The 23,710-nt window shown below is 61.7% G+C and carries 19 protein-coding genes and 3 pseudogenes; 15 read left to right on the top strand and 7 right to left on the bottom strand.

Annotated elements, in window-relative coordinates; all coding sequences use genetic code 11:
• Nucleotides 1-247 precede the first annotated feature (247 nt).
• From M3I56_RS36250 to M3I56_RS36210, 9 genes and pseudogenes are all read left to right on the top strand, one after another.
• Nucleotides 248-1,141 carry an NAD(P)/FAD-dependent oxidoreductase gene (locus tag M3I56_RS36250; RefSeq protein WP_254358072.1) on the top strand — a complete coding sequence of 298 codons (894 nt, stop codon included), beginning with the start codon at nucleotides 248-250 and terminating at the stop codon, nucleotides 1,139-1,141.
• A 90-nt stretch (nucleotides 1,142-1,231) separates the two neighbouring features.
• Nucleotides 1,232-2,032 carry an SDR family oxidoreductase gene (locus M3I56_RS36245; RefSeq protein WP_254358071.1) on the top strand — a complete coding sequence of 267 codons (801 nt, stop codon included), beginning with the start codon at nucleotides 1,232-1,234 and terminating at the stop codon, nucleotides 2,030-2,032.
• A 111-nt stretch (nucleotides 2,033-2,143) separates the two neighbouring features.
• Nucleotides 2,144-3,007 (top strand): class I SAM-dependent methyltransferase, encoded by an 864-nt coding sequence (locus M3I56_RS36240; protein WP_254358070.1) that lies wholly within the window; start codon nucleotides 2,144-2,146, stop codon nucleotides 3,005-3,007.
• 1,286 nt (nucleotides 3,008-4,293) lie between these two features.
• Entirely contained in the window at nucleotides 4,294-5,637 is a 1,344-nt protein-coding gene (locus M3I56_RS36235) for a DUF3300 domain-containing protein (RefSeq protein WP_254358081.1), read from the top strand.
• A gap of 10 nt (nucleotides 5,638-5,647) precedes the next feature.
• Nucleotides 5,648-6,577 (top strand): DUF2950 domain-containing protein, encoded by a 930-nt coding sequence (locus M3I56_RS36230; protein ID WP_254345846.1) that lies wholly within the window; start codon nucleotides 5,648-5,650, stop codon nucleotides 6,575-6,577.
• 711 nt (nucleotides 6,578-7,288) lie between these two features.
• On the top strand, nucleotides 7,289-8,236 hold the full coding sequence (locus tag M3I56_RS36225; protein ID WP_254358080.1) for a lyase: 948 nt from the start codon (nucleotides 7,289-7,291) through the stop codon (nucleotides 8,234-8,236).
• 456 nt (nucleotides 8,237-8,692) lie between these two features.
• The gene (locus M3I56_RS36220; RefSeq protein ID WP_254358069.1) at nucleotides 8,693-9,568 is read left to right on the top strand and encodes a site-specific integrase; all 876 of its coding nucleotides are present in this window, start codon (nucleotides 8,693-8,695) and stop codon (nucleotides 9,566-9,568) included.
• A gap of 9 nt (nucleotides 9,569-9,577) precedes the next feature.
• Nucleotides 9,578-10,761, top strand: a pseudogene (locus M3I56_RS36215) (IS91 family transposase).
• Nucleotides 10,762-11,643: 882 nt separating this feature from the next.
• Entirely contained in the window at nucleotides 11,644-14,025 is a 2,382-nt protein-coding gene (locus M3I56_RS36210; protein WP_254358068.1) for a hypothetical protein, read from the top strand.
• 425 nt (nucleotides 14,026-14,450) lie between these two features.
• On the opposite strand, the gene M3I56_RS36205 is transcribed toward M3I56_RS36210, so the two are convergent.
• A complete protein-coding gene (locus M3I56_RS36205; RefSeq protein ID WP_254358067.1) occupies nucleotides 14,451-15,827 on the bottom strand; it encodes a hypothetical protein in 1,377 nt (458 codons plus the stop codon).
• 226 nt (nucleotides 15,828-16,053) lie between these two features.
• Nucleotides 16,054-16,362 (bottom strand): hypothetical protein, encoded by a 309-nt coding sequence (locus M3I56_RS36200; RefSeq protein ID WP_254358066.1) that lies wholly within the window; start codon nucleotides 16,360-16,362, stop codon nucleotides 16,054-16,056.
• A gap of 235 nt (nucleotides 16,363-16,597) precedes the next feature.
• Here M3I56_RS36200 and M3I56_RS36195 point away from each other — a divergent pair, with 235 nt between their 5' ends.
• Nucleotides 16,598-16,927, top strand: a complete 330-nt coding sequence (locus tag M3I56_RS36195; RefSeq protein WP_254358065.1) for a hypothetical protein — start codon at nucleotides 16,598-16,600, stop codon at nucleotides 16,925-16,927.
• Nucleotides 16,928-17,067: 140 nt separating this feature from the next.
• On the opposite strand, the gene M3I56_RS36190 is transcribed toward M3I56_RS36195, so the two are convergent.
• Nucleotides 17,068-17,271: a cold-shock protein gene (locus M3I56_RS36190; RefSeq protein ID WP_180733781.1), complete on the bottom strand. Its 204-nt coding sequence runs from the start codon at nucleotides 17,269-17,271 to the stop codon at nucleotides 17,068-17,070.
• Between the two features lie 530 nt (nucleotides 17,272-17,801).
• Here M3I56_RS36190 and M3I56_RS36185 point away from each other — a divergent pair.
• Nucleotides 17,802-18,152, top strand: a complete 351-nt coding sequence (locus tag M3I56_RS36185) for a hypothetical protein (RefSeq protein WP_254358064.1) — start codon at nucleotides 17,802-17,804, stop codon at nucleotides 18,150-18,152.
• A gap of 713 nt (nucleotides 18,153-18,865) precedes the next feature.
• Here the strand turns inward: M3I56_RS36185 and M3I56_RS36180 are convergent.
• The 3 genes from M3I56_RS36180 to M3I56_RS36165 form a co-directional block, all read right to left on the bottom strand.
• On the bottom strand, nucleotides 18,866-19,093 hold the full coding sequence (locus M3I56_RS36180) for a hypothetical protein (RefSeq protein WP_254358063.1): 228 nt from the start codon (nucleotides 19,091-19,093) through the stop codon (nucleotides 18,866-18,868).
• Nucleotides 19,094-19,312: 219 nt separating this feature from the next.
• Entirely contained in the window at nucleotides 19,313-19,582 is a 270-nt protein-coding gene (locus M3I56_RS36175) for a DUF1488 family protein (RefSeq protein WP_254358062.1), read from the bottom strand.
• 715 nt (nucleotides 19,583-20,297) lie between these two features.
• Nucleotides 20,298-20,732: an HU family DNA-binding protein gene (locus M3I56_RS36165; protein WP_254358079.1), complete on the bottom strand. Its 435-nt coding sequence runs from the start codon at nucleotides 20,730-20,732 to the stop codon at nucleotides 20,298-20,300.
• Nucleotides 20,733-21,078: 346 nt separating this feature from the next.
• On the opposite strand from M3I56_RS36165, the pseudogene M3I56_RS41795 reads away from it, so the two are divergent.
• The 3 genes and pseudogenes from M3I56_RS41795 to M3I56_RS36150 all read left to right on the top strand — a co-directional run.
• A pseudogene (locus M3I56_RS41795) lies at nucleotides 21,079-21,250 on the top strand (methyl-accepting chemotaxis protein); the annotation flags it as partial.
• A gap of 45 nt (nucleotides 21,251-21,295) precedes the next feature.
• Nucleotides 21,296-21,496: an H-NS family nucleoid-associated regulatory protein gene (locus tag M3I56_RS36155; RefSeq protein ID WP_375541853.1), complete on the top strand. Its 201-nt coding sequence runs from the start codon at nucleotides 21,296-21,298 to the stop codon at nucleotides 21,494-21,496.
• Between the two features lie 670 nt (nucleotides 21,497-22,166).
• A pseudogene (locus M3I56_RS36150) lies at nucleotides 22,167-22,418 on the top strand (EAL domain-containing protein); the annotation flags it as partial.
• Between the two features lie 16 nt (nucleotides 22,419-22,434).
• Here M3I56_RS36150 and M3I56_RS36145 read toward each other — a convergent pair.
• Nucleotides 22,435-22,836, bottom strand: a complete 402-nt coding sequence (locus M3I56_RS36145) for a DUF3597 domain-containing protein (RefSeq protein ID WP_254358061.1) — start codon at nucleotides 22,834-22,836, stop codon at nucleotides 22,435-22,437.
• Between the two features lie 602 nt (nucleotides 22,837-23,438).
• On the opposite strand from M3I56_RS36145, the gene M3I56_RS36140 reads away from it, so the two are divergent.
• The coding region (locus M3I56_RS36140; RefSeq protein ID WP_254358060.1) for an amino acid permease at nucleotides 23,439-23,710 on the top strand (272 nt) is incomplete at its 3' end.

The following is a 23,710-nucleotide window of genomic DNA, read 5'->3' as shown; positions in this document are numbered from 1 at the left end:
ACGATACCACGCAGTATCTTAAATGTGCAAGCCAAGGGTAGGTTTCAACCGGTTGTCCAAATCAGGTTTCCCCCGGGGCGCCCGGTGATATCGAATGCGGGATTGTGGGGCCGGTCAATACAGCCATGGGCAACTTTCTCGCCAATGCCGAAGCCCTGCTCGCTGACCGTCTCAAGCGCGTACCGCCAGACGATATTGCACACCACGCCCAGCCCACCCCTCCATTCACAACACGGAGCCCATCACCATGGATGACGTCATCATCATCGGCGGCAGCTTTGCCGGCCTCGCCGCCGCCCTGCAGCTCGGCCGTGCCCGCCGCAAGGTCACCGTTCTCGATACCGGGCGGCCGCGTAACCGCTTTGCCGGCCACTCGCATGGCCTGCTCGGCCATGATCACAAGCCGCCGCTGGACATCCTGGCCGAGGCGCGGCAGCAGCTGGCGCGCTATCCAACGATCAGGCTGGTCAATGCCCGGGCCGAGAGCGTGTCTGGCGCCATCGACGACTTCTGCGTCGTCACTGACGATAACGAAAGCCTAAGGGCGCGCCGGCTGATCCTGAGCTATGGCGTCGCCGACCAGATGCCGGATGTTCCGGGCTTTGCCGAAAGCTGGGGCACGTCCATCGTGCCCTGCCCCTACTGCGACGGCTTTGAAGTCGCCGGCCAGCATTGGGGCCTGGTCTGGTCCGGCCCGCAGTCGCACCAGTCTGCCAGGCTGTTCCGCGATTGGACCGACAAGTTGACTGTCTTCGCCGATGGTCATGACATTGCGCCCGATATCCAGGCCGATCTGGCGCGCCGCAACATACCTGTCGTCGATGGCCGGATCGTCGAGATCGCCCATCACAAGGGCCATATCGCCACCGTTAATCTCGATACCCGCCGCAATATCGCGGTCGACGTCCTGTTCGCCCATCCGCGCAACAAGCCGTCCGCAAACCTGCATGAATCACTGGGCCTCGCCACGGTCGATACGCCCACCGGCATCGCCCTCAAGGTCGACGAGCGCCGCCAAACCAGCATGCCCGGCATCTACGCCGCCGGCGACCTCGCCACGCCCCTCTTGCCCTCGGTCACCCAGGCATCATCGCAGGGCGCGATGGCGGGTATCTTCGCCCAGCAGTCGATGCTGGTTTGAGAGCAGAGATTCCCCAAAGGAGAGGCGGGTGTTCCGATTGAGAATGTGGCCGAGCCCCATTCGCTGATCAAAGAGTTGTGGAAGAGAACGATGTCGAAACAACCAATCAACAGCTTCGCCGGAAAATGGGCTCTGATCACCGGGGCATCGAGTGGCCTCGGCCTTGAATTCGCAGATCTACTGGCTGCGCAGAAAGTCAATCTCGTATTGGCGGCCCGACGGCACGAGTCGATGGAAAAGCTTGCCTCCGATCTCCGCCGCAGATACGGGGTGGATGTGCTGGTCGAGGCGACTGATCTTGCCTCGCCGGGCGCGGCCAGCCGCTTGAAATGCAGTCTCGACGCGAGGTCGGTGACCGTCGACATCTTGTTGAACAACGCCGGATACGGCCTGCACGGCGACTTATTGGAAACGCCGATCGAGCGCACCGCGAACATGATCCAGCTCAACATCACGACGCTCACAGAGCTGACCTATCTCTTCGGCCGCGATATGGCCAAGCGGCGATCTGGACATATGCTTCTCGTCGCTAGCCTCATGGCCTTCCAAGCCGTTCCTAGCTACGCTGCCTATGCGGCGACCAAGTCATATGTACTCGCCCTTGGCGAGGCCCTGCACGACGAACTCCGCCCGCATGGTGTGGTTGTTACCACTCTCTGCCCGGGGCATACCGCGACGGGCTTCGACGAGGCAGCCGGCGCAACCACCTCGGCCTTGCTGCGCCTCCTCACGATGAAGCCTCGTCCGGTCGCTGCGAGCGGTATTCGGGCGTTGTTGCAAGGAAAGGCTAGGGTGGTCGCGGGCCTGTCGAACAAGATGGCAGCCTTTTCAAATCGTCTGACGCCGCGATCAATGCAAAGGGCCACGTTGAGAAGAATAGTGGACGCTTAACCCCAGGAGCGCTGGCGTGTGGGGTTCCTCGAACAAGCGGGGGCTCTGACTGCGATGCGCGCTTTGGCATCGGATAGCTTAGTTAAGAACAAATCAGAACACGGATATATCATGACAGAGCAAAATGCCTATCAGGTGGCCGACTGGAATGGCCAAAGCGGGGAGCGCTGGGTCGCAAACCAGGCCCGGCTCGACGCCATGGTGGCGGTGTTCGGCCAGGCCGCGATCGAAGCCGCCGCGCCCGCGAAGGGCGAGCGCGTGCTGGACGTCGGCTGCGGCGCGGGCGCGTCGAGTCTGGCACTGGCTGCCCGCGTCGGCCCGGGGGGCCAAGTGCTGGGCGTGGACATATCCGAACTGCTGATCGGCCGGGCGCGCGCGGTTGCGCCACAGGATACGCCGGCCCTGTTCCTGGTGGCCGACGCCAGCAGCGCCGAGTTGCCCGAGGTCGCGTTCGACATCCTGTTCTCGCGTTTCGGCGTGATGTTCTTCGACGATCCGACAGGGGCGTTCGCCCATATGCGACGCGCGCTGCGGCCGGGCGGGCGGGTCGCTTTCGTCTGCTGGCGCGGCGCGGCCGAGAACGATTGGGTGCGCCTGCCGATGGGCGCGATCAAGGGCATCCTCCCGCCGAGCGCGCCGCCCGATCCCGAAGCGCCCGGCCCATTTTCGTTCGGCGATCGGGGGCGGGTGTCGTGCATCCTGACGGCAGCCGGCTTCACCGATATCGCTATCGCGCCCTTCGATGCTTCCGTCCCGTTTGGCGAGGGCGGGACGCGGGACGCTGCGATCGACGACGCGGTGAAGATGACGCTCGAGGTCGGCCCGCTGTCGCGCGCGCTCGCTGATCAGCCCGACGACATCCGCGCCCGCGCGTCGGCCGCGGTTCGCGCCGCCTTCGCGGGCCTCCCCGGCGAGCGGTCGGTGATGATCGACGGCGCGGCGTGGATCGTCATGGCACGCAATCCGGCAAGCTGACAGGGATTAACAGGGGAGACGCCCCCGCTCGGTGGCGCTGTGCGTCGTTGGCCGCCCAGATTGATGTCCCTTCTGGCCGATGAACGAGCGCTCGCCTTGTGACAATCAGATGGCCGGTTGCGAAGCAGAGCCGACGCCTGAGGGGCCTGCCGGCGGCGCATGTGACCGGCAGTTTGTGGCCGCTTACTGCCCGACGTGGTCGGCTGTCGCCGACCCTTCTGCGACCATCGCGGTCCCAGTAGGTGCGACTGCCTAAAAGTTGGTTTCGGACGGCCACCATGCCTGCGTCGCCGCACCTAGCCGACATCTGGGTTCGTTACGTGGATCGCGAGGAATTTAGTCATCTTGAGAATTATCTAACTTATAGAAAACTGCGGAAAGCTGATCGACATCAAACGGTTGGTATGCAGAGACGCGACCATTTCGCGTGTGACTACAGCTCGTACCGGCTACGGGTTTTGGCGTCGTGAAGTCGCACGTTCCGGGTCAATGAAATCGTCACCTTATGACGCACGCACCGTGTAACCATCGGGCCGCGAATCGCGGAGGCAAGAATTCGTGTTCGCTGAGTGTATGGCTGCTTGGTGTTCGTCAGGCGTCGCCTGAACGTCTTGGGATTCGGACCATCAAGTGACTCATAATGGCCGAAGACCGCGCGATGCTGATGTCGCTGCTCGACCCCTTGGGGACCTTGAGCGCATAACAACCGCATCGGTGGCTTTCAGGGTGCAGCGGTGATCCGATAGGCGTGCGCCGTAGCCCACTCAACGCATTCGTCCCGCCGGCGTTCAGAGTCCGGCAACGCGCGCGGTCGAATACGCATGTTCGCCGATCGTGCTGCCTGCCGCCCGGGTCAACGAACGCCCAACCCGCCCGGCGAGGCAGGAGCGCGGCTCGATAGCCGTAGCCTTGATGGTCTCGTCAACCCCAATTTTCGGCGCCACGAGGCTGGTGCGGCCGCTGCGATCAGCGCCACCTCGCTGCTCAGTGTCTGGACGCCGTCGGCCTTCAAGATGCCAGAACTCATCGAAGGCCATCCTGGAAACCCGACGTCCCTGACCTGTCGGACCAAGGTCTCATTGACCAGCCCGAAGTTCAGCTGTCTTATCGAATGGGGAGGGTTCGCACGTGCGGAACCTGGTCTGCGCCAGCGGGAACTCCACACGAATCTCTTGCTAGACCCGGCCGAACCCATCCGGGCACCGAACCACGAAAGCAACGGACGGTTCTATGACCGTCAGGAAAATCTCCTGGTCCGCGTCAACAAACCGCCGGAAGGAGTGGCCATGAATAACTGGAAAACCCGAGGGGTGAGAGCCTTATTCTTTTGGCTGGTTTTGCTGGCGACAATTTCGGCGTGTGCAGATCACGGGTCGGCGGGGCTTCCGCCATCGGGCCCCCCGACATTGAGCACCGCGCCATCAGCTCCCCCCTTATCGGCCACCGCCCCATCGGCCGCTGAGTCATCGGGCCCTGCGCCATTCAAACCAGAGGAGATCGATGCTCTCGTCGCGCCGATTGCTCTCTACCCGGACTCCTTGCTGGCTCAGGTATTGATGGCTTCGACCTATCCGCTGGAGATCGTGCACGCCGCGCGTTGGGTGAAAGCGAATGCGAATGTAAAGGGCGACGCCGCTGTGAAGGCGGTACAGAACGAGCCGTGGGATACGAGTGTGAAATCGCTGGTGGCGTTCCCGCAGATACTTGAGCCGATGAACGACAGGATCGACTGGACGCAGAAACTCGGCGACGCCTTTCTTGCGCAGCAAAAAGACGTCTTCGATGCGGTGCAGCGCTTGCGGGCACGGGCGCAGGAGTCGGGCAACCTCAAGTCGAACGAACAGCAAAACGTGATCGTCGAACAGGCACCTGCTGGCAGCGGGCAGACCATCGTGAAGATCGAGCCCGCTAACCCGCAGGTGATCTATGTGCCAGCCTATGACCCGGCTGTCGTGTATGGCGGCTGGGGCTATCCGGCGTATCCGCCATACTACTGGCCGCCGTATCCCGCCTACTACCCCGGTTACTATCCCGGCGCGGGCCTCGCCTTTGGCGTCGGCCTTCTTGCTGCCGGTGCGATCTTCGCGGACTGCAACTCGTGTTGGGGCGGAGACGACATCAACATCGACTCCGACAGGGCCAGGAACGTCGACCGTAACTTCGACAGTTCGAAGCTCAAGAACGGAGAGCGAGGCGGCCGCTGGCAACACGATGCAGGCCATCGTGAGGGCGTCGCCTACCGGGATAACGCCACCCGCGACAAGTTCGCCGGGTCGCCCGGGGCCGACCGGCGGTCCCAGTATCGCGGGCGCGGTGCCGAGGCAGGTAACCGCATGGCCACGGGCGCCGACAGGGGCGGCGCAGGCAATCGTGCGTCAGTGGGGGACCGGGGCGGTGTAGCCGATCGCAGCTCCCCCGGCAATATGAACCGCGTAGGTAATGGTAGTCGGGGGAGCTATGGCGGGGGATATGGCGGCGGGCGCGACGGCGCGTTTTCCGGCGTCGGGGGGAGCGGCAGCGCTTCGCAGCGCAACTTCGACAGGGGCAGCCGAAGCATGCAGGGTTCCGGCTTCAACCGGCCAGCGGGCGGCGGCATGCGCGGCGGCGGTGGACGCGGTGGCAGGCGCTAGGGAGTGGACCATGAACGTTCATCCACGAGGTGTGCAAAAGTTGCTGACGCTGACGTTCGCGAACCTTGCGGCGGCGGTTGTGCTGTCGGTCGCGACGGTGCCCGCGGCGCACGCACAGAAGAACTTCAGTTCACCGGAGGCTGCGATGAACGCCTTTGGCGACGCCGTCATCAAGGATCGGGAGGACCAGTTACGCACGATTTTCGGCAACGACTTTCGGGAGCTGATCCCGCCCGTCGGCGCCCCAGTCAGGGATACCTTCATCGCCGAGTGGGCAAAGTCCCACACCATCGAGCCAGGGGAGGCCGGGCAGGCGCACATCGTCGTGGGCGACAACGGCTGGACGTTCCCGGTCCCGCTCGTCAAGCATGACCAGGGATGGCATTTCGATACGCGGGCGGGCGCCGAAGATGTGCGCTTGCGGCGCATTGGCCGCAACGAGCTGGCCGTCATCCAGACGATGATGGCGATCTTTGACGCACAACGCGAATACGCGCAGACCAATCACGGCGGTGTTGGTGTGCTCGCCTACGCCTCAAAGATGGTGAGCTCCCCAGGCAAGCACGACGGACTGTACTGGCCAACCGGGCCGGATGACACGCCAAGTCCGCTTGGCGCGGCCTTCGTCGATGCGAGTTCGCGCAATGCGCAGAACGCCGGCTACTACGGGTACCACTTCAAGCTGCTGGAGTCCCAGGGGCCCAACGCACCCGGTGGCGCCTATAACTACGTCGTGAAGGGCAAGCTGTTTGGAGGCTTCGCGGTCATCGCCTGGCCGGTGAAGTACGGCGAGACGGGGATCAAGACGTTCATGGTGAGCCATTCCGGCCAGGTCTATGAGCGCGATCTCGGGCCAGAGAGCGCAGCGAAAGCGCAAGCCACGAAATGGTTCGACCCGGGGCCGGGCTGGAGCAAGGTTCCCGATCGCGATAGCGAATGAGGCGGCCATCTGCAAAGTACGTCATGGAATCGGGTGACTACGGGGGCAATCGACGATAGGGCTGCCCCTTGCGTTCCCATCTACGGCCGGTCACACCGCTGAACCGCTGGAACTCGCTGTTCGACAACCGTTTGGCGTTGAATTTGAGGCGGAGAGCCGGGCAAGTGCGGACCGACTGATGTGGTCTAGGTACGCTCTACTCGTTGTGAAACCTGTCATTCGCGACGTCGAAGGTCCGGACGACAGGAAAGTAACTCAAACTGCCTTATCAACCGCAACCCCTGAGTATCAGCACTGGCGGACGCGACAGTATGGTGAGGCGTCTGCGAACGGCCGGAAACTGATCGAAGCCGACACCTGAGCGTCAGGTCAACGACAACAACGAAGGACTCTTCATGGCCGAATTCATGCATTCGCCCTCATAAGACGGCCACCGCGTGCGTGGCCGCTCCTTTGCTCGGTTCGCCATGCGTCGTTGCGCGACCATCGAGCCGCCCGCTAGTCGCAGACAATTGCCTGTCACACACTTTGTCTGCGCCGAGGCCGAGAATTCTCCCGGTTAGTGCCACAATAAGCACGCATCAGTGCCAGCAAAATCCCGTCACGGAGGCGGACGTGGTTCACATCGCAAATACAGCGGTTTGCGCGACGGTGAACGGAATTAACGCATCCCGCTTCTTCCGATATTTTGCGTCGGTTCTTGTTGGTGCGATGTTGGCACCAGGTTCGGCGCAGGCTCAGTCCCTTTCGTTCGACTCATTTGCTGTGCCCTCCGGCAGCGCACCGCACGATGTCGCGCCAGAGCCTGGCGGCACCGTCTGGTACACCGCGCAGGCGCAAGGCGCAGTCGGAAGGTTGGACCCGCGCAGCGGCAAGACCGAGCGGATCCCGCTCGGCAACGGATCGGCGCCGCACGGCGTGATCGTCGGTCCGGATGGAGCAGCATGGATCACCGACGGCGGGCTGAACGCGATCGTACGCGTCGATCCGAAGACACTCGCTGTCGCGCGCTTCCCGTTGCCTGAAGACCGACGGAACGCCAACCTGAACACGGCGGTCTTCGACAAACGGGGGCACCTTTGGTTTACCGGACAAGGCGGAATCTATGGTGAGCTTGACCCGCGCAGCGGCAGCATGCGCGTGTTCGGTGCGCCGCGAGGGCCGGGCGCCTATGGCATCTGTGTCACCCCTGATGGCAGCTTGTACTTCGCTTCATTGGCTGGCAGCTACCTCGGCCGCATCGATCCGGTGAGCGGCGCGGCGGAGGTCATCGAGCCGCCAACACCGGAACAGGGAGCGCGCCGGGTATGGTCCGATTCAAAAGGACGCGTCTGGATCAGCGAGTGGAACGCAGGAAAGGTGGGAGTGTTTGACCCGGCGACCCATCGGTGGCGCGAATGGAAACTCCCGGGCTCCGATCCGCATGCGTATGCGATATTCGTTGACGACAGAGACATCGTCTGGCTCAGCGAATGGAGCACTAATGCGCTAGTGCGCTTTGACCCAAGAACCGAACGATTCGAGACGTTTGCGCTGCCGCGGCCACACGCGAACGTACGCCAGATGATGGGCCGGCCGGGAGAAGTCTGGCTGTCGGAGTCTGGCACGGATCATCTGCTGCGCTACCGGTCCAGCGCAACGATTGGCGGCAGCAAGTGAGACCACTGCAACCGTTGCTCTCTCCAGGCATCCCCAATGACAGACGATTCCGAATCCGATCCCGACAAACTGAAGGGCCCTGGTGGCATGACGCTGCGGCAGATCCACGAACAGGTACGCAAATCCGTCCAGCGGGATCGCGAAGCGCAGCCCGCGCACAACGCGCCCGCGCCTAAAAGCCGATGGCAACGGTGGGTACGGTACGTATGGGGCCGCAGCGGGCGACCCTAGCTGTTGACAGGCAGCCTGTGAGTGCCACTGACCGGCGGCTCGTCTTTAGGTTTGTTCGACGCCTGCCCATGTCGGCAGGCGTCGAACAAACCTAAAGACGGGACTAAACCGCTCGCGCGGTATGGGGCTCCGTCCCGCCTCTGGCGGCGAATGAGAGGTCAGTGGCGCCGGTGCTTATGTTGGTGACTGAGGCAATCCGCCTCGTTCTCCAGCAGGAGCCCCATCATGACCTCCTCCGATCCGGGCGTCAGCCCGCTGCGCCGGCGCATGGTTGATTACATGCGCATGCGCAAGTTCGCACCCAAGACCCAGTCCGGGTATCTGCGTGCCGTACGCCAGTTCGCCAGGTTTCTCGGACGTTCACCCGATACTGCCACCGTCGAGGACCTGCGGGACTACCAGCTGCATCTGGTCGATCACGGTACCTCGCCGGTGTCGCTCAATGCCGCGATCAGCGCACTGAAGTTCTTCTTCGACGTTACGCTCGGCCAGCCTGAATTGATGGCCCGGATGCATCCGGTTCGTGTGCCCCGCAAGCTCCCGGTGGTACTCAGCCCCGAAGAGGTGCGGCGCCTGATCGCAGCCGCCGGCAACCTGAAGCACCAGACCGCGCTGTCGGTCGCCTATGGCGCCAGCCTGCGCGCGAGCGAGGTGGTGGCGCTGAAGGTCAGCGACATTGACAGCCAGCGCATGACCCTGCGCATCGAGCAGGGCAAGGGCAGCAAGGACCGCTACGCGATGCTCTCGCCGGTCCTGCTCGAGCGTCTGCGTGTGTGGTGGCGCGTGGCCCGTGCGCAGGGCAAGATGCTTGATGGAGGATGGCTCTTCCCCGGGCTCGATCCCGTCGACCCGCTCAGCACGCGGCAGCTGAACCGCGCCATCCATGCCGCTGCCGAGGCAGCGCATATCGACAAGCGCGTGTCCATGCACATGCTGCGCCACAGTTTTGCGACGCACCTGCTCGAACAGAAGGTGGACATCCGCGTGATCCAGGTGCTGCTCGGCCATGCGAAGCTCGAGAACACCGCGCTCTATGTCCAGGTCGCCACCGACCTGCTGCACGAGGTCACCAGTCCGCTGGACCGTCTGCCTCCCGGGTAGGCCCGCTCGCTGTTGCGCCTCATGCTGGAGGTTGCGGACATCTTCCGCAGCCACGGGCCAGCGTGGCGAGCCACGACACACCTAAGCCTGGGGCAGCTGAAGGTCATGTCGGCCATCGAACGGTGCCGCACGGCGGCACTGGGCGGACATGTGCTGTGCTGTTCAGGCTGCGCGAGGACAGAGGTGTCCTTCAACTCGTGCCGCAACCGGCATTGCCCGAAGTGCCAGGCCAGCGCCGCGCACCGCTGGCTGGAGGCACGCCAGGCCGATCTGCTACCCGTCGAATACTTCCACGTCGTCTTCACGCTTCCCGCGCCCGTCAGTGCGATCGCCTGGTACAACAAACGGATCATCTACGGCCTGCTGCTCGACGTCGCCGCCGACACACTGCGCACGATCGCCGCCGATCCCAGGCACCTCGGCGCCCAGATCGGGGCCACGCTCGTACTGCACACCTGGGGCCCGGCACTCACGCATCATCCACACGTGCACGGCATCGTACCCGGCGGCGGACTCTCGCCCGATGGCGAGCGCTGGATTGCGTGCCGGCCCGGCTTCTTCCTGCCGGTGCGCATGCTCTCACGCTTGTTCCGCCGACACTTCCTCGACGCGCTCGAAGTGGCCCACCGGCATGGCCAGCTGCAATTCTTCGGGGAGTACACCGGGCTCGCGGATCCCGCCGCCTTTGCCCGATGGCTTGCGCCGCTGCGTGCCTGCGAATGGGTGGTCTACGCCAAGCGCCCGTTCGCCGGACCGAAGGCGGTGCTGGAGTACCTCTCACGCTACACGCACCGCGTTGCGATCTCCAACCAGCGCCTCGTCGCCTTCGATGAGCGCGGCGTGACGTTCCGCTGGAAGGACTACCGCGCGAAGGGACGCACCCGCTACAAGACCATGACGCTGGAGGCCGGCGAATTCATGCGCCGCTTCCTGCTCCATGTGCTGCCCGGTGGTTTCCATCGGATCCGTCACTACGGACTGCTCGCCAACCCCGTGCGCCGCGCCAGTCTCGCCAGGGTGCGCGATCTGCTACACGTCGCACCCGCGATCAGCCCGTTACACCGGACGACGCCACCATCGAAACCCGGCCCGTCTTCATCTGCCGGCACTGCGGCGCACCGATGATCGTCGTCGACCTCCTCGCGCGCAGCGCCCCGATCCGCGCACCGCCAACGCGCCGGGATCAGACATGAACTCCACGGTTCCTCGATATCCGAACCGACCGTCGGCTTTGCGGCAACGCGGCCCACGAACGGACGTTTGCGCGTGTCGCTTCGCGAAGCACTTCGCCCGCCCGCTTCCTTATCGTGAATGCACGATTGCACCACTTTGCTATGGCGTTAGCGACCCTCCGACACCCCGCCTGACGGTGCCAATTCCGACACCACTGACCATCCTGGCCTATCAATCGCCATAGCCGCAAAGCTTCCAACCGCGTTGGGGCACTCCGCGGTTTCCTCCATCGGGCTTATTCGACGCCTGCCGACACACGCGGAGGCATGCACATTCCTGCGGCCGATGGCAGGCATCGAATAAACCTTAACGACGGCCGCCCCACGCGGTCGGCCGTAGCCAAACGAACTTGGATCGAGACCTGGGAATTACCGACCTACGCGATGCCCAGACGGGACTCGTCGACGTCTAGGGACGTGAAGTCTTGCGGCCGCGGTACGTATCACAGCCGGGAACCGTGGATCACCACGACGGCGCATCCCACATAACAAATAATGTCGCGAATCGCGCTTAAACCGCCTATATTTTTGAAGACTACGGGCGCTTGGTAGCGGCAAAAATGTACAGTCCCTTCCGATTTTGGCTACAAGTAGCAGGTGCAACCATTGCCGGGGGTATCTTGATCTTCACAATCACGGTACCACACTGGATCGAAATATTTTTCAACAAGTCTCCTGACGATGGAGATGGCAGCGTTGAAATCACAATCGCGCTCTTTTTCTCTTTGGTGATTTTTGTTTTGCTCGCTGGACTTGGATGGAGACAGTTCCGCTTAAGGGGCGTCGCGACGCCCGACCAGTCTAAATAACATTAACCGGAAGGCTAGTCTTCCTTAGCAAATCATGACCGACGATCCAACCGTCAGATGGGAGCTTGCGAATTCACTGGGGATCCAGATCGACAACGCTGCCGACGCCTGGCATTCAGGCCACGTCACGGAAATCCTCGATCTGGTCGCCGATGATTTACTCGTTGTGGCCACTCAGACGGGCGGCGTGTGGAGCGTTGACCCAAACTACGGCGGCGCTCATCCTCTAAGCGACACATGGGATGATCCCGACATCAGCTGTCTTGCCTTCGGCCCCGACGGCACAGTTCATCTCTTCGCAGGGTCGTCCGGCCAGCTGCCTACTTCACCTACCCGCTCCATATCGACGATCCGGGAGACCGATGTCGGCACTGCGGCGCCGCTCGCCAACTGGAATCCGATCGACGCACAGTTGCCCTCTGGCGCCGGGAGCATCACGCGAATCGCAGTCCTGCCGCGCGCACGTCGGATCGTAGTCGCCTGCAACAAGCTCCTCACCGATGACAGCGGCGGCATCTTCTGGTCGATTATTCCGGAGTCCTCGCTTGGGCCGGCTCCACCGCCGCGTCCGCCATACCTGTGGCATAAGGCGCGAGTCCGTGGCGGGCCCAACGACGGCTTCTACGACGTTACGTTCGCCACCCTTACCGACGGGACACCGCTGTCGTCGGTGGAAGATCTGGACCAGGTCACAGTCGTGGCCGGCGCTATGAGTCAGGGTATCTATGTCGGCCAATGGAACGCTGTGGGCGATCTCGTTCTGCAGCCGGTCCAACAAACGTCTTCGACCAACCCCAACATCACCGTGCTGTCGACGGCCGGAGCGTGCTCGGTCGCCGCCTGCGCGGTGCACCCCAACCGCGCGTACGCCGCGTGCGCTGCGTCCGACGGCACGCTACTGCAGATCTTGCGCTCTGGCGACGGAGGCAGGGTCTGGGAGGCCTGCCCATTCACGCTCGCCGGCTCGACGGTCTTCGGGGGTATCCAGAGCGCCGCAGGTGACCAGGGAAACGCCTGGAATAATCGTATTGCGGTCGCGCCGGATATATTTTCGGTCGTCGCCTTCGGATGGCAGTCCGCCGGTCCCTTCCTTTCGACCGACGCGGGACAAAACTGGATCCAGGTGACAGATCCAGTCCATTTGCACTCGGATCTTCATGCACTGCTGTTCACCAGGCTGCGGGGTTCAGTCGATCTGATGCTCTGCGTGGGCAGCGACGGTGGCGTGGCTTCGATCAACGTCGATCAATTCCTCAAGGGCGGTGGCCCACAAGCGCGCAGCAATTTCAACCACAACCTGCCTACACTGCAACTCTACTCAAACCTGATCCGGCAGTTCTATGGGTCGATCGCCGCCGCTCCTCTCCAGCAGCGCCTTGTAGCCGCGGGCGCGCAGGATCATGGCAATCTCTGCAACAACCTTGCGCTTGGCTCGACATCGCCGACAACGGGACTGCCGGAACCTCAGCCCTGGACTCACGTCGACTACGGAGACGGCGGCTGGGTCGCCTTCATCACTGACGGTGCCCTGCTGCACAACATCAATAGTGGGCCTATCGCTGCGACCGTCATCAATCCTCCACTCGGCCCTCAGGACTTCGGCGTCGTCGCCGTGGGCGGCACGCCGCCCGATCCGAAAGGAATCGCGGGGGCGACAGGCGAGATCGTCACCCACCCTTCGTACCGCAATACCACCGGTGATCTTTTGCTGGCCGTCGCGGGAGTGGGCAATATCGTGTACGGCTTGTACACGGACCACACTTTATGGCCCCCGCCCCCGCTTAGCATTCTCGGCACGTTTCCGATGAGGCACTACTGGAACGTTTTGGCGACGCTGCCCGTAGGCGTGGTGGCCGGCGCCTTTGCGTCGTTTGACGGTGTGAGCGTATTTGTCGGGACATGGAACGATGGCAGGATGTTCCAGGTGGATAGCGCCCAAGGTACGGTCGTCGAGCTACCCGTCGTGCTGCCACAGCCCTCGCCGGGCAATCCGATGACGGGCGGCAGCGTCATCCGCATCGTCGCGTTCAGCGATGCGGTACTCTTTGCCATACTGGATGGGGCGTCGGCAAAGCTGAATCCGGCCGTGACCGCGAACTACATCCTGCAACTGGACTCGGCAAACGCCCGCTGGGTGCCAACCCCAGGCGCCGGTCTGCCCAACGAGCCGCTCTTCGGCCTTGAAACTGTCGAGGTTCCCCGCTCGCGCGTGCCGCACGCTCTTTTCGTCTGTACGGACGATCAGGTCTATATCAGCCGCGACGACGGACAGACTTGGCAGGGGGCTTCGCTGAACCTGCCCAGCCGCCCACACTGTGGCGATCTGCGCTTTTGTGTCGGGCCGAACGGCGGCGTACTCTACCTCGGTACCTTTGGCCGGTCGATGTGGCAGGCTCCCATCGTCAGCCTACCGTAACATTCGTCGCGAGCGTCACCTCTGGGGGCCCGTACGAATGCAAGCCATGTAGTTCGACTTCGCTCTTGCCTTAGGCGATTTGGAGCGGAAAGTCGACTGACCGAAGGTGGCCGTCACCGGCAGTTCAGCGGCACGTTGGACGCGATTCGTAGTGCCTGACGTGCCGAGGCTTGCGCGCATTGATGCACTGGCCCCCCCGGCGATGGGAAGCTTCAGCGGAGCGTACCTGGATCGGAGCAAGCATGGTCCCGCGGCAACGCCTGGCGCCGCAGCGACAGGTTTACTCGCTGGCTGATTCGCGTGCTTTCGCAGGGATCTTAAGCGCGTAGTCGATGAATTCTGTGGTCGAACACAGAAGATGAGGAGTTCTTCCCCGGGCGCGATATTACGGGTGGCCTCGAGGAACCTGGCACGCCGCCACAGGCTCATAGCAGGATCGCCTGCTGGAGTAGTTCCAGCGCTTTCAGTTCGTCCAGGCGACCGGTGCGTGCCTTGCCTGCCAGCGTCTTGATCAACGCTTCCGCTATCGGCTCAATACCGTGAAGATTGTCCAGGCTCGTCACGGAAGCGAAGGGGAGCGCTGCCGGATTTCCCTGCGGTACTGCGGACGCGGCGCATGACTCTGGGGTTGCCGGTGTGGCTGCCGGCGCGCCAACATCACTCTCTTCCGGCAGGCGACCGGCCAAGTCGTCGGGAAAGCCATTTACAGGATGTCGCGGGCTGGTAACGATCGCCTCCTTCTCACCTGCGACTTCCACCGAAACAACTGAGGGGACCTCCGGATCGCCCGCACGCACGCGCCGCGCGCGCGTCTTCGCGCCGGCGGTCCTCGCTGGCACGTCATCTTTCGTTGCGGACACAAGCGATTCGCTTTGTTGAGCGGATACGCGTCCGCGCGCCGCAGGCGCAAGCATACGTGACACCGACGCTGGAATCTCGGCTTCGGAGCGCGGTGTATCCAGCCAGCCAGCTGGCAAACCAAGTCGCTCAGTGAACCGGTTTGCTTCGACAGTGTCCATGCGCTTCTTGCCATGCAGCCGGTGGGCCATGTTGGATCCACTTAGCTCCATGACCACACCAAGTCTTGCTTTCGAGCCGTTGCGACTCGTGAGAACGTGGAGGTTGGCGCGCCGGATGTTTTCCACGTCGGCGCTTTCGTTTAGTGCCAGCGACTGCTGCCGGGCCGTTTCAGGAGATGTCCTGGATTTCGAACGCGAAGCTTTTCGCGGCGTACGAGCTTCGGGCTGTCCGGCCGTTTCGCCTGTACTGGTCTTGACGGCCCTGGGCGTACCACCGGTTGCTTTCCTTGGCATTTGCGCTTCCTCGGACAAACTGTCTTCAAGAGAGGGTTGCGGGTCGACGGTCAGGACAGAAGCCGGCTTGAGTGCTTCGGACTCTCCATCTTGTCCGTCGTCGGTTTGAATGAAGTCGAGTGGTGACTTCAGCCGGGCGATGGTCTCGGCTGTGAGCCCGGGATTGGGCTGGTCAAAAAAACCATGCGGCAACCCGAGCGTGGTTTCCATGTGAAAGGCGGTCTCGGGTGTGAATCTCTCGCCCTTCATGAGTTCGGCCACGCGCGTCATGGTGGACTCAAGCGCGATGGCGATATTTTCCGCACCCACTGCGTTGACGAGAAACTGGAACGACCGTGTCTTGAAAACGGAGGCCGTCTGTGTGGCGTCCTGGACAGGCGCCTTCACATACGGTTGTCTCTGCCGGTTGGGCTGAGACTTCTTTTCGTGGCGAGGTTGGCGTTGGCCGCTGTCGCGGGATCCCGCATATCGCCCGCGGGCTTGACTCATATAGTAGGGCTCCATGCGAGCGTTGACATCCTGAAGATGATCATTATAAACGCCGCGCAGTTGATATTTGATGCGTCATTCGCACGACGACGCGTAAATGTACGCCCGGGTGAGGCTGGCGGGCTCCAGGAGGGACTGGTTCTCCGTGAACGCATATGAAATAAATAGGATAACGAATGAGGTACCGCAAGAATTCAGGCAACCATTCATGGCCTCGCTTGAGGCGTCAAGGGCGATTGAGCCAGTTGAAGCTGCGATGAGGTCGGGGGACGTCGACGATGCCGACGGCAAGCCGATACTCCGTTCGAGGAGGGCGCGGTACTCCGCTTGCCACCACAAATCGTCGCATCGACGAATGGGGTGAGGGCTTGCAAATGTTCCCGTGATATCGCAGGCGGTCCTGATCTCTCCTGGCATCGCCAACGTACATGGCACAGACGTCATTGCATTTCTGCATCATGATCACGCTTCCGCCAGCGTTCAGGGACAGCTCGAGATACTCGGCCAGCGTCAGAAGTGACTCGGTCGTCGTCATGGCGATTCCCCTGAAAGCGCGGCTCCCGGCGTCGATCCACTGGGTGGTGGCATCGACGGGCACCTACCGAGGATAGCGCCACGCATTTCCGGCACTTGCCTCTTCGCCTGATTCAAACAATCTACGCGGCGCACGGCGTCCCGGCGGCCACTGCCATCCTGCATGGGACCGCGCCGGTTCACTACGCATGCGTCGCGAGGCGCTATGGGCCACCACATCGGGGAGGCTGTCTGGCATGGTGAGTGCCAATCGTCAGAAAATTATCGGGCGACAGGCACCTGCCATGGCCACCGGCATGTTTTCGATCGTAGTGCTTCTGGTCGGGGATGTCGATTCTTCGAGGACGGTTGTGTTGCCGGCGCGGAGTTCGACCGTTTTCCTTCACAGGATATCCGCGGTTTTGCAGGGCAATGATGGGTCCGGGCAGCGTGGCCGCAAGCGCGGCATCAACGCTACCGCAAATGCGCGCTTCGTCCTGCGTCTTCACGCCTATGCCGGATCGAATCAATTCCCTGGAGGACAGGCGAAACGCTTACGCTTCGTCAACGATCAACCGGAGAATTGACCGATGTCGCGAAGAGGGCGCACCAGGACATCGCGCGCTTGTGCTGGCGATGTCCATCGCTTCATTAAAGATCGATGCGCAGGGTGCAAGAAAAACTGGCCCGCAGGACGGGCCACACATCGGGATGTGACGCGCGCCGGTCAGGCTGGCTTGATATTTGCAGCCTGCTTGCCCTTCGGCCCCATCTTCACATCGAAGCTTACTTTCTGGTTTTCCTGCAGCGACTTGAAGCCTTCAGACTTGATTTCGGAAAAGTGGGCGAACAGGTCTTCGCCGCCGTCATCCGGGGTGATGAAGCCAAAGCCTTTCGCATCGTTGAACCATTTCACAGTGCCAGTTGCCATTTTTTGAATCCTGTCGATGTTGAAACCTGAAATCGCGAGAATACGGCATCGCATGGAGGCGATCACCCGCAGGGATGACTTTTTACCACGCCGGGATGACACCTGCCAATCAGAAGGTCCACGGACCGCACAGGGGCTGGCTTTCAACGACCCAGGCCCGGTGCAGACATTCGTCGTTCTAACCGCTGACGGCGCCCTATGATTGCCGCGCGGCAAAACGCGATCTACCCGGCAACCGGGAGTCCCGGCGAAGCCTGCAGGCTGGGCCGCGAAGTCTGATTCTGAAACGGAACAGGGGACGCGCTTGAGAAGAGTCGCAGAAGCATCGACGCATTGCGGATTCCTCCCTCGCCACACGCGAAAGCCCGGTCTCCGTCACCATTCTGGTGTGGTCCCGTCCCGCATATTCCAGCGACGAGCAAACTACGGCGCGGAAGTGGCCCCAACCAGTTTTGCAGTGCCAGCCCGGAGACTGGGGAGGCCGTGTTACCCTTGGTCGACGCTAACACCAGCGAAGCCGCGCTCGAGGAATGAACGATACATTCGAGTTTTCTCAGGATTTCGAGCCGTTCCCCGAAGACCTGCCGAGAAAGGACTGGCAGACAAAGTCGCTCGATTGCGCCATGGCCGATTACTGGGTGGCAAGCGATGGACTTGTGGCGCGTCGACAGTTTCTGAGTGACGGTTATTTTGCCAGCAACACAGCCTCCTTCGCGGCTTATTTGTTCCACTTCCGGAAAGGCGTGAGACTCGACCTGAAAGTGGTTGTTGCTCACGGTCGCATCCTGGAGCTTCGGCGAGAGCGCGAACCCGAAGCGGGGAAAGCGGTGGATGAGTGGACTATCTCCGTGCCGGGTCCCGACGCGGAACATCACAAGTGACGCGGGCCGGATCGCAGACGACTCGATAAAAGACTGGTAGCGGTCCTGCGCAAGTGGAGCCTGTCCGAAGGCCACGATCTGCAATAACGACCACCGCGGTGCTTCGCCCCGGCGTTGGCTTTTGTTGATGCGCGTCCCGCGTCGGCTGGCGCTCTGCGCCGGGATATACGACCGCTTCGATGTTCCGAACGGTTCTGCCCGTCGCTGTGGAGAACTGCGCGCGATCGGCGCGCTTTGGCAAGCGAGCTGTACGTTCACCAGCGCGAACAGGCACAATTGGCACGCGAAGGTCCGGTCACCAGGGCGGCGTTCACTATCAGGTGTCGCACCAGGCGCCAGGGCGAACGGCGCTTCCTGGTTGATTGTACCCAGTTGCGGAGGCCGCCCGAAGGGTGCTTTTGAAGACTGCCACGGCAGCTACAGAATCTTCATTGAACCGGTGCCGACGCGTTCTTGACGTTCGATTCCCACGCACCAATGAGCGTTCTAACCAAAAGCCCTTCAGTTTGAAGCCGCGTACCCTGGCGTTTCCAGCAGGTGCGTCGCTCCTGGCGGAAAAGCGGTGCTGCCCACGTATCGCAGGAAACCGGATTAATGTCCTGCGCTGACCGTCGCTCATGCGAAAAGCCAATCAGCTTCGCACATCACAACTCATGTGCTTGCTTGATCAGCGATGCGCTTCGATGAAATGACCAATGTTGAGATGGATCGCGTCAAGACAGGGGGTTTCGTTCGAGCATCCGCACTGCAGCAGCCAGAATGAGGGACTGGTATGCGCGCAAGGCGTCGATTGGCGACGTACCTTCGACTTTCCCGAGGGCAATGAGGGCCCCGATGGAGATGGTCACCGGCAAGATGCGGCCGCCGACGAACACATTAAATGTCACGCCGTCCAGCCCCGATGCCACGGAACCCTCAATGATGCGATTATGGCTGTCCATTGCACAGCCCTGCCAGCATTCCCACAAGACCATTGCAGGCCGGCGCAGGCATGGCGGGCACCGGCTACTGGTTCGCAGCCTGCCGCGGCGTCGCTGGCTGGAAATCCTTGCGCGTGTCCATGCTCACTGTCGATTGGTGCAGTGGACGACTCTGCAGGCATTTTGGCCAGCATTGTGCTCAAGCAGACCTGGCGACCAGCATGCCAACGGACGGCGACTTCAGTGGCGCGCGAAATCTGCCGGCGTCAGCTCGAGGCGTGTCGCGGGACGGGCGAGCCACTTGCGTTCGGCTATCGCGCAGATTCGGCCGTAGCCATCGCGAAAGGTTTTGAGTATGCGGGCGTCGCCGGCGCGTGGCTCGAGCCAGAAATACGCTTCCAGCGCCGCGATCGTGATTACGCATCCGATCGTGCTGTTCTGGCGTACGAGACAGAACTCCACGCCTAGGCGATTGGCGAGCACCTGCGGTTCAAGTTCGGCGGTTTCCATAGGCGGCAACGACCACGCGTTGGCTCAGGTCAGAATGATTTTTGCACATGTTATGGATTTCGGGTAACCGGCAGTAGATCTGCATGGGCTCGCGTCGTATCTGTCATGGCGGTGTCGATGTTATCGCGCGGTCGCCCCAAATGCGGCACTGGTCGCGCAGGTGGCCGCGGCGGCTGCATCGATGTCAGATCAGGCAAGTCGCCTGCTACACGCGGTAGCCGTGTTCAAGCCCGGAACACGCGGGCGGGGCGCAAGCCAGCCGTCGGCCGGATTCCATCCTCTTCGGCGACTCCAACCTTTTATCAACTTTGCGAGCATTGCTGCTCGCGCCACCCGGTAATGGCGATGCCACGACGGGCGTTCGATATTGCCTTCATGCATCAGGGCGGAAGCGGAATGGATCAAGTCTGCCTGCAGGACAGTTGGTTGCCGTGTCTGGCAATGGAAACTGCATATGCCACGCGAAGGTGAGTTTATTCAGGATATCGAATACGTGGCCGTAGTCCAGTGAGCGCATGACTGGCCGGAGCAAATCGCAAGGCTCGATTCCTGAGTCGCTGCGATGACTGGCAACACGCGGAACGGCGAATCGGGGCGGGCCGGGGGTAGTACGATGTGGCGCAAACTCGCCTGAGGGAGAGTCGAAACAGTGGACACCGATTCTGGAGCCGCCGGAGGCCTGCTACCAGGAAGGCAGCAGGCCTGATAACGCACTTCAGGTTGCTGCGTCCTTGAGCTTCTTCAGCGCGCGCGCCTTGATCCGGACCGTGGCAGGCTTCGCGTCGAACCAACGCTCTTCGCCCGTGAACGGGTCCTTGCCGAAACGACGCTTCTTCGCCGCCACCTGCTGAACGTTGATCTTCAGAATACCCGACAGCGTGAACTCACCCGCACCCTTCTTGTGGACGGCGCCCAGGATCGTGTCTTCGAGCGCTGCAAGCACAGCCTTCGCTGCCTTCGGCTCGACGTTAGCCGCTGCTGCGACGTGTGTCGCGAGCGACGCCTTGGTGAATTTATCCTTGACGGGTGCGCCGGCGCCCGCCTTCTTTGCCGTACCGATTGCTGCCTTTGCTGCGCTACCCTTGGTCGCCGGAGCAGCAGCCTTCTTTGCTGCGGGTTTTTCCGCAGCCTTCGATGCAGTCTTTGCCATAGTCGTCGATGACTTATTTTCGAGTTGGGAGGCGCGTGCCACTTCATGCTTGCAGCAAGCAAGCGCATTCTATGATGCTTCGCGATTCATGTGTCAAGAAAACACCTTAAAAAGCGCACTCAAATTTCATATCAGGTGCCGGACATTCCGCCTGGTTTTGAGCATCGGAATGGCATGAGAGGTGAGCGTGTTTTTAGGATTCCAAGGTAGATAGAAGAGGGGCGCCAGCCCCGGGCAAACAGCAGTCCACTCAGTCGGACCTGACCGCAGCGGCGTTACGGCGTACATCCAGGCACTGAGCGGATCGCAAAACCGCGTCAATGGCGGTGTCAATCAGATCAGCGACGTCGTCGGTCAGGTGGTGAGCACAATGACGGATATCAGCGAGAGTTCGTCGAAGATTGCCGATATCACCGGACTCATTGAAGGCATCGCCTTTCCAGACGAACATTCTGGCCTTGAACGCCGCGGTTGAGGCGGCACGCGCAGGCGAACAGGGCAACCAGGCAGCAGCCATTCGCCAGCAGGAGTTCGAAGCAGTCCTCGCGGGTATCCGTGCAAAGGTGGCCGCTTACGGATACACGCCGCAGGATATTTTTGGGCGTGGTCGCGGCAGACCCGGACTCTCGCGTGGTGCGTCTACCGCGAAATATCGCGATCCGGCGAGCAGTGCCACCTGGTCCGGCAGAGGGCGCGCGCCGAACTGGATCAGGGACGCCAGGAACCGTGACCGGTTCCTCATTCGTAACCAGGTGACCGCCTGAGGCCGGGGGGCGGTCATTCCAGGCGCCGTTCACCTTCGCCCGCGCGAATCTGTTGGGCCACGCCCGCGCAGGGACCGCTCTGTCGGACGCGTTGTATGGGTTTAGGGGCGCTCGGAATGCCGGGTTCCTCGGCGTCCCGGTCCGTCAATGCCTCCATGCACACACGGAGCGGGTGCGGGAGGGTCATCTAGCTTCATGTCGGATTTGACCGGTATGATGTGGCCAGGAAAATTATTGGTAATACTGAATGTTTGCCAGATATTATCTCGAGCCGTTGAAGGCTGGCAGGCAGTTGATAGCCGATTGCCAGGATGGCTTCGACAGTTCGAGGCCGAACGACTTGGCGCGATGAAACTTTCGTCGCCGCCATTCCCTCAAAGCGCCCGGCGACGTCAGGGGAGTTGCAGGACGGGAAAAGGCGCGCCATGCGGGTGGGCATGACGCGCGAAGGACTTCCCTGGCAGAGGTACCAGTTGCCAGGAAAATTACCGATCTCGACCAGGCACGCCAGTCTGTCTTTCAGACCTGACGAGCACTCTCGCGGCGTCGTTCGGTAACCAAATTCTACCCATTGACAACACGCGATGGGGAGTCAGGATTTCCTGAAAATATTGTCGTCATACGCTCAATCCATGTCGTTCACGCGGAACAGCTGGAACCTGGCCACCTTATATTCGAGATCACCGAAACGCTGGCAATGCAGGATGCAGCACGCACGACGACGATGATGATCCACGAATTCCAGGCAAGCGGCTTCGAAGTGGAGATCGACGATTTTGGCACGGGCTACTCGAGCCTTGCGTACCTGCAGCGCTTTCGGGCGAAGCAACTGAAGATTGACCGCTTTTTCACAAACGGGCTTGACGCACACGGCGAGGAAGGCAGCGCAATCGTCTCGGCAATCATTGCTCTGGCGCATTCCTCAGGGGACAGGGGGCTCAGGTCGCCAGATCGGACGGCAGCTTTCCGCCGTTTGCGGCGAGCGCCCGCATGAGCTGTTTGTGCAGCCACACATTCATGCTTGCGGAGTCGTCCATATCGCCGTCGTACCTCAGTTCCTGTGCCAGTTGCTTGCGGTGCTCCAGGCTACTGTCGACGCCCAACGCCTTCATCGTGTCGACGATGGACGTGCGCCAGTTGAGTGTTTGCCCGCTTTCACTCACGAGCTGATCCATGACCGCGGCGACGTCAACATCGGCCAGCGGTGCAGCGGGCGGCGGTGTGTCCGGAGCGGCGGCCTGTGCCGTAGTTGGATCCGGTGCAGGCTCGGTCGAGGGCGGCGGCTGATCCGGTTTCGCCTTGCCGAACAGCTTGCTGACAATTTCGCCAAAAATGCTCATACAGAACCTCCAGAAGTAGAAAGAGATCGCGAGAGCCGTGCTGACGGCGCGCACCAGCGATGTTACGCGCAGGTATGGGGGGTGATGTGAACTTTGTCATGCCCCTTGCGCCCGAAGACATTCCTCAGGCCTTCGTGCAGTGCGAAGGGATGAGACCGTGGGGCGGCATCTTTCCCGTTTCCTAATGCCTCGGAGATCGGCCGGTGTTGTCCGATGCCATCGGACGGTAATGCCTGATACGTGGGAGACGAGGTCGGATCCGGACATGTCCGACGCATTGCGATTCAACCGAAAGAGAGGCGCGTGAGAATCGGCGATGACATCAGGGTGAAATCTCCATGATCTTCGCTCAGCGTGGCTCCATCCTTATGCAAAGTTTGCATATGTCCATGCCGACACAGCATTAGACGATCACATCAGGCCACTTCATCATCGCGTCTCCGCAGCAATTGCGGTTGCCTCTACATCAGCATCACCAGAGCATTACAACAAGGACATGCGCTTTCAGGGCCGGCCACCTGCGTTATGCAGGCTCGGTACGGTACAGGTATGCCGTATTCCCGGTATGGCTCGCTCGCGCTGTCCATAACGTAGGAGACAATGTGAAGCAATCGATACAACGGAGCATCGGCCCGTTCGCGCTGATGTTCACCGGCCTCGGGTCGATCATCGGTTCGGGCTGGCTGTTCGGCGCGTGGAAGGCGGCGAAAATTGCAGGTCCGGCGGCCGTTTGCGCCTGGATCATCGGCGCTGTGGTCATTCTGGCCATCGCGCTCACCTATGCCGAACTCGGTGCGATGTTCCCGGAGTCGGGCGGTATGGTCCGCTACGCCCGCTACTCGCATGGCGCACTGGTGGGCTTCATCAGCGCGTG

This window comes from Paraburkholderia sp. CNPSo 3281 (assembly GCF_024206515.1).
In the GTDB taxonomy this organism is placed as follows: Bacteria; Pseudomonadota; Gammaproteobacteria; order Burkholderiales; family Burkholderiaceae; genus Paraburkholderia; species Paraburkholderia nodosa.
The sequence above is the reverse complement of the archived record's forward strand: the minus strand, read 5'-3'. Positions and strand labels throughout refer to the sequence as shown.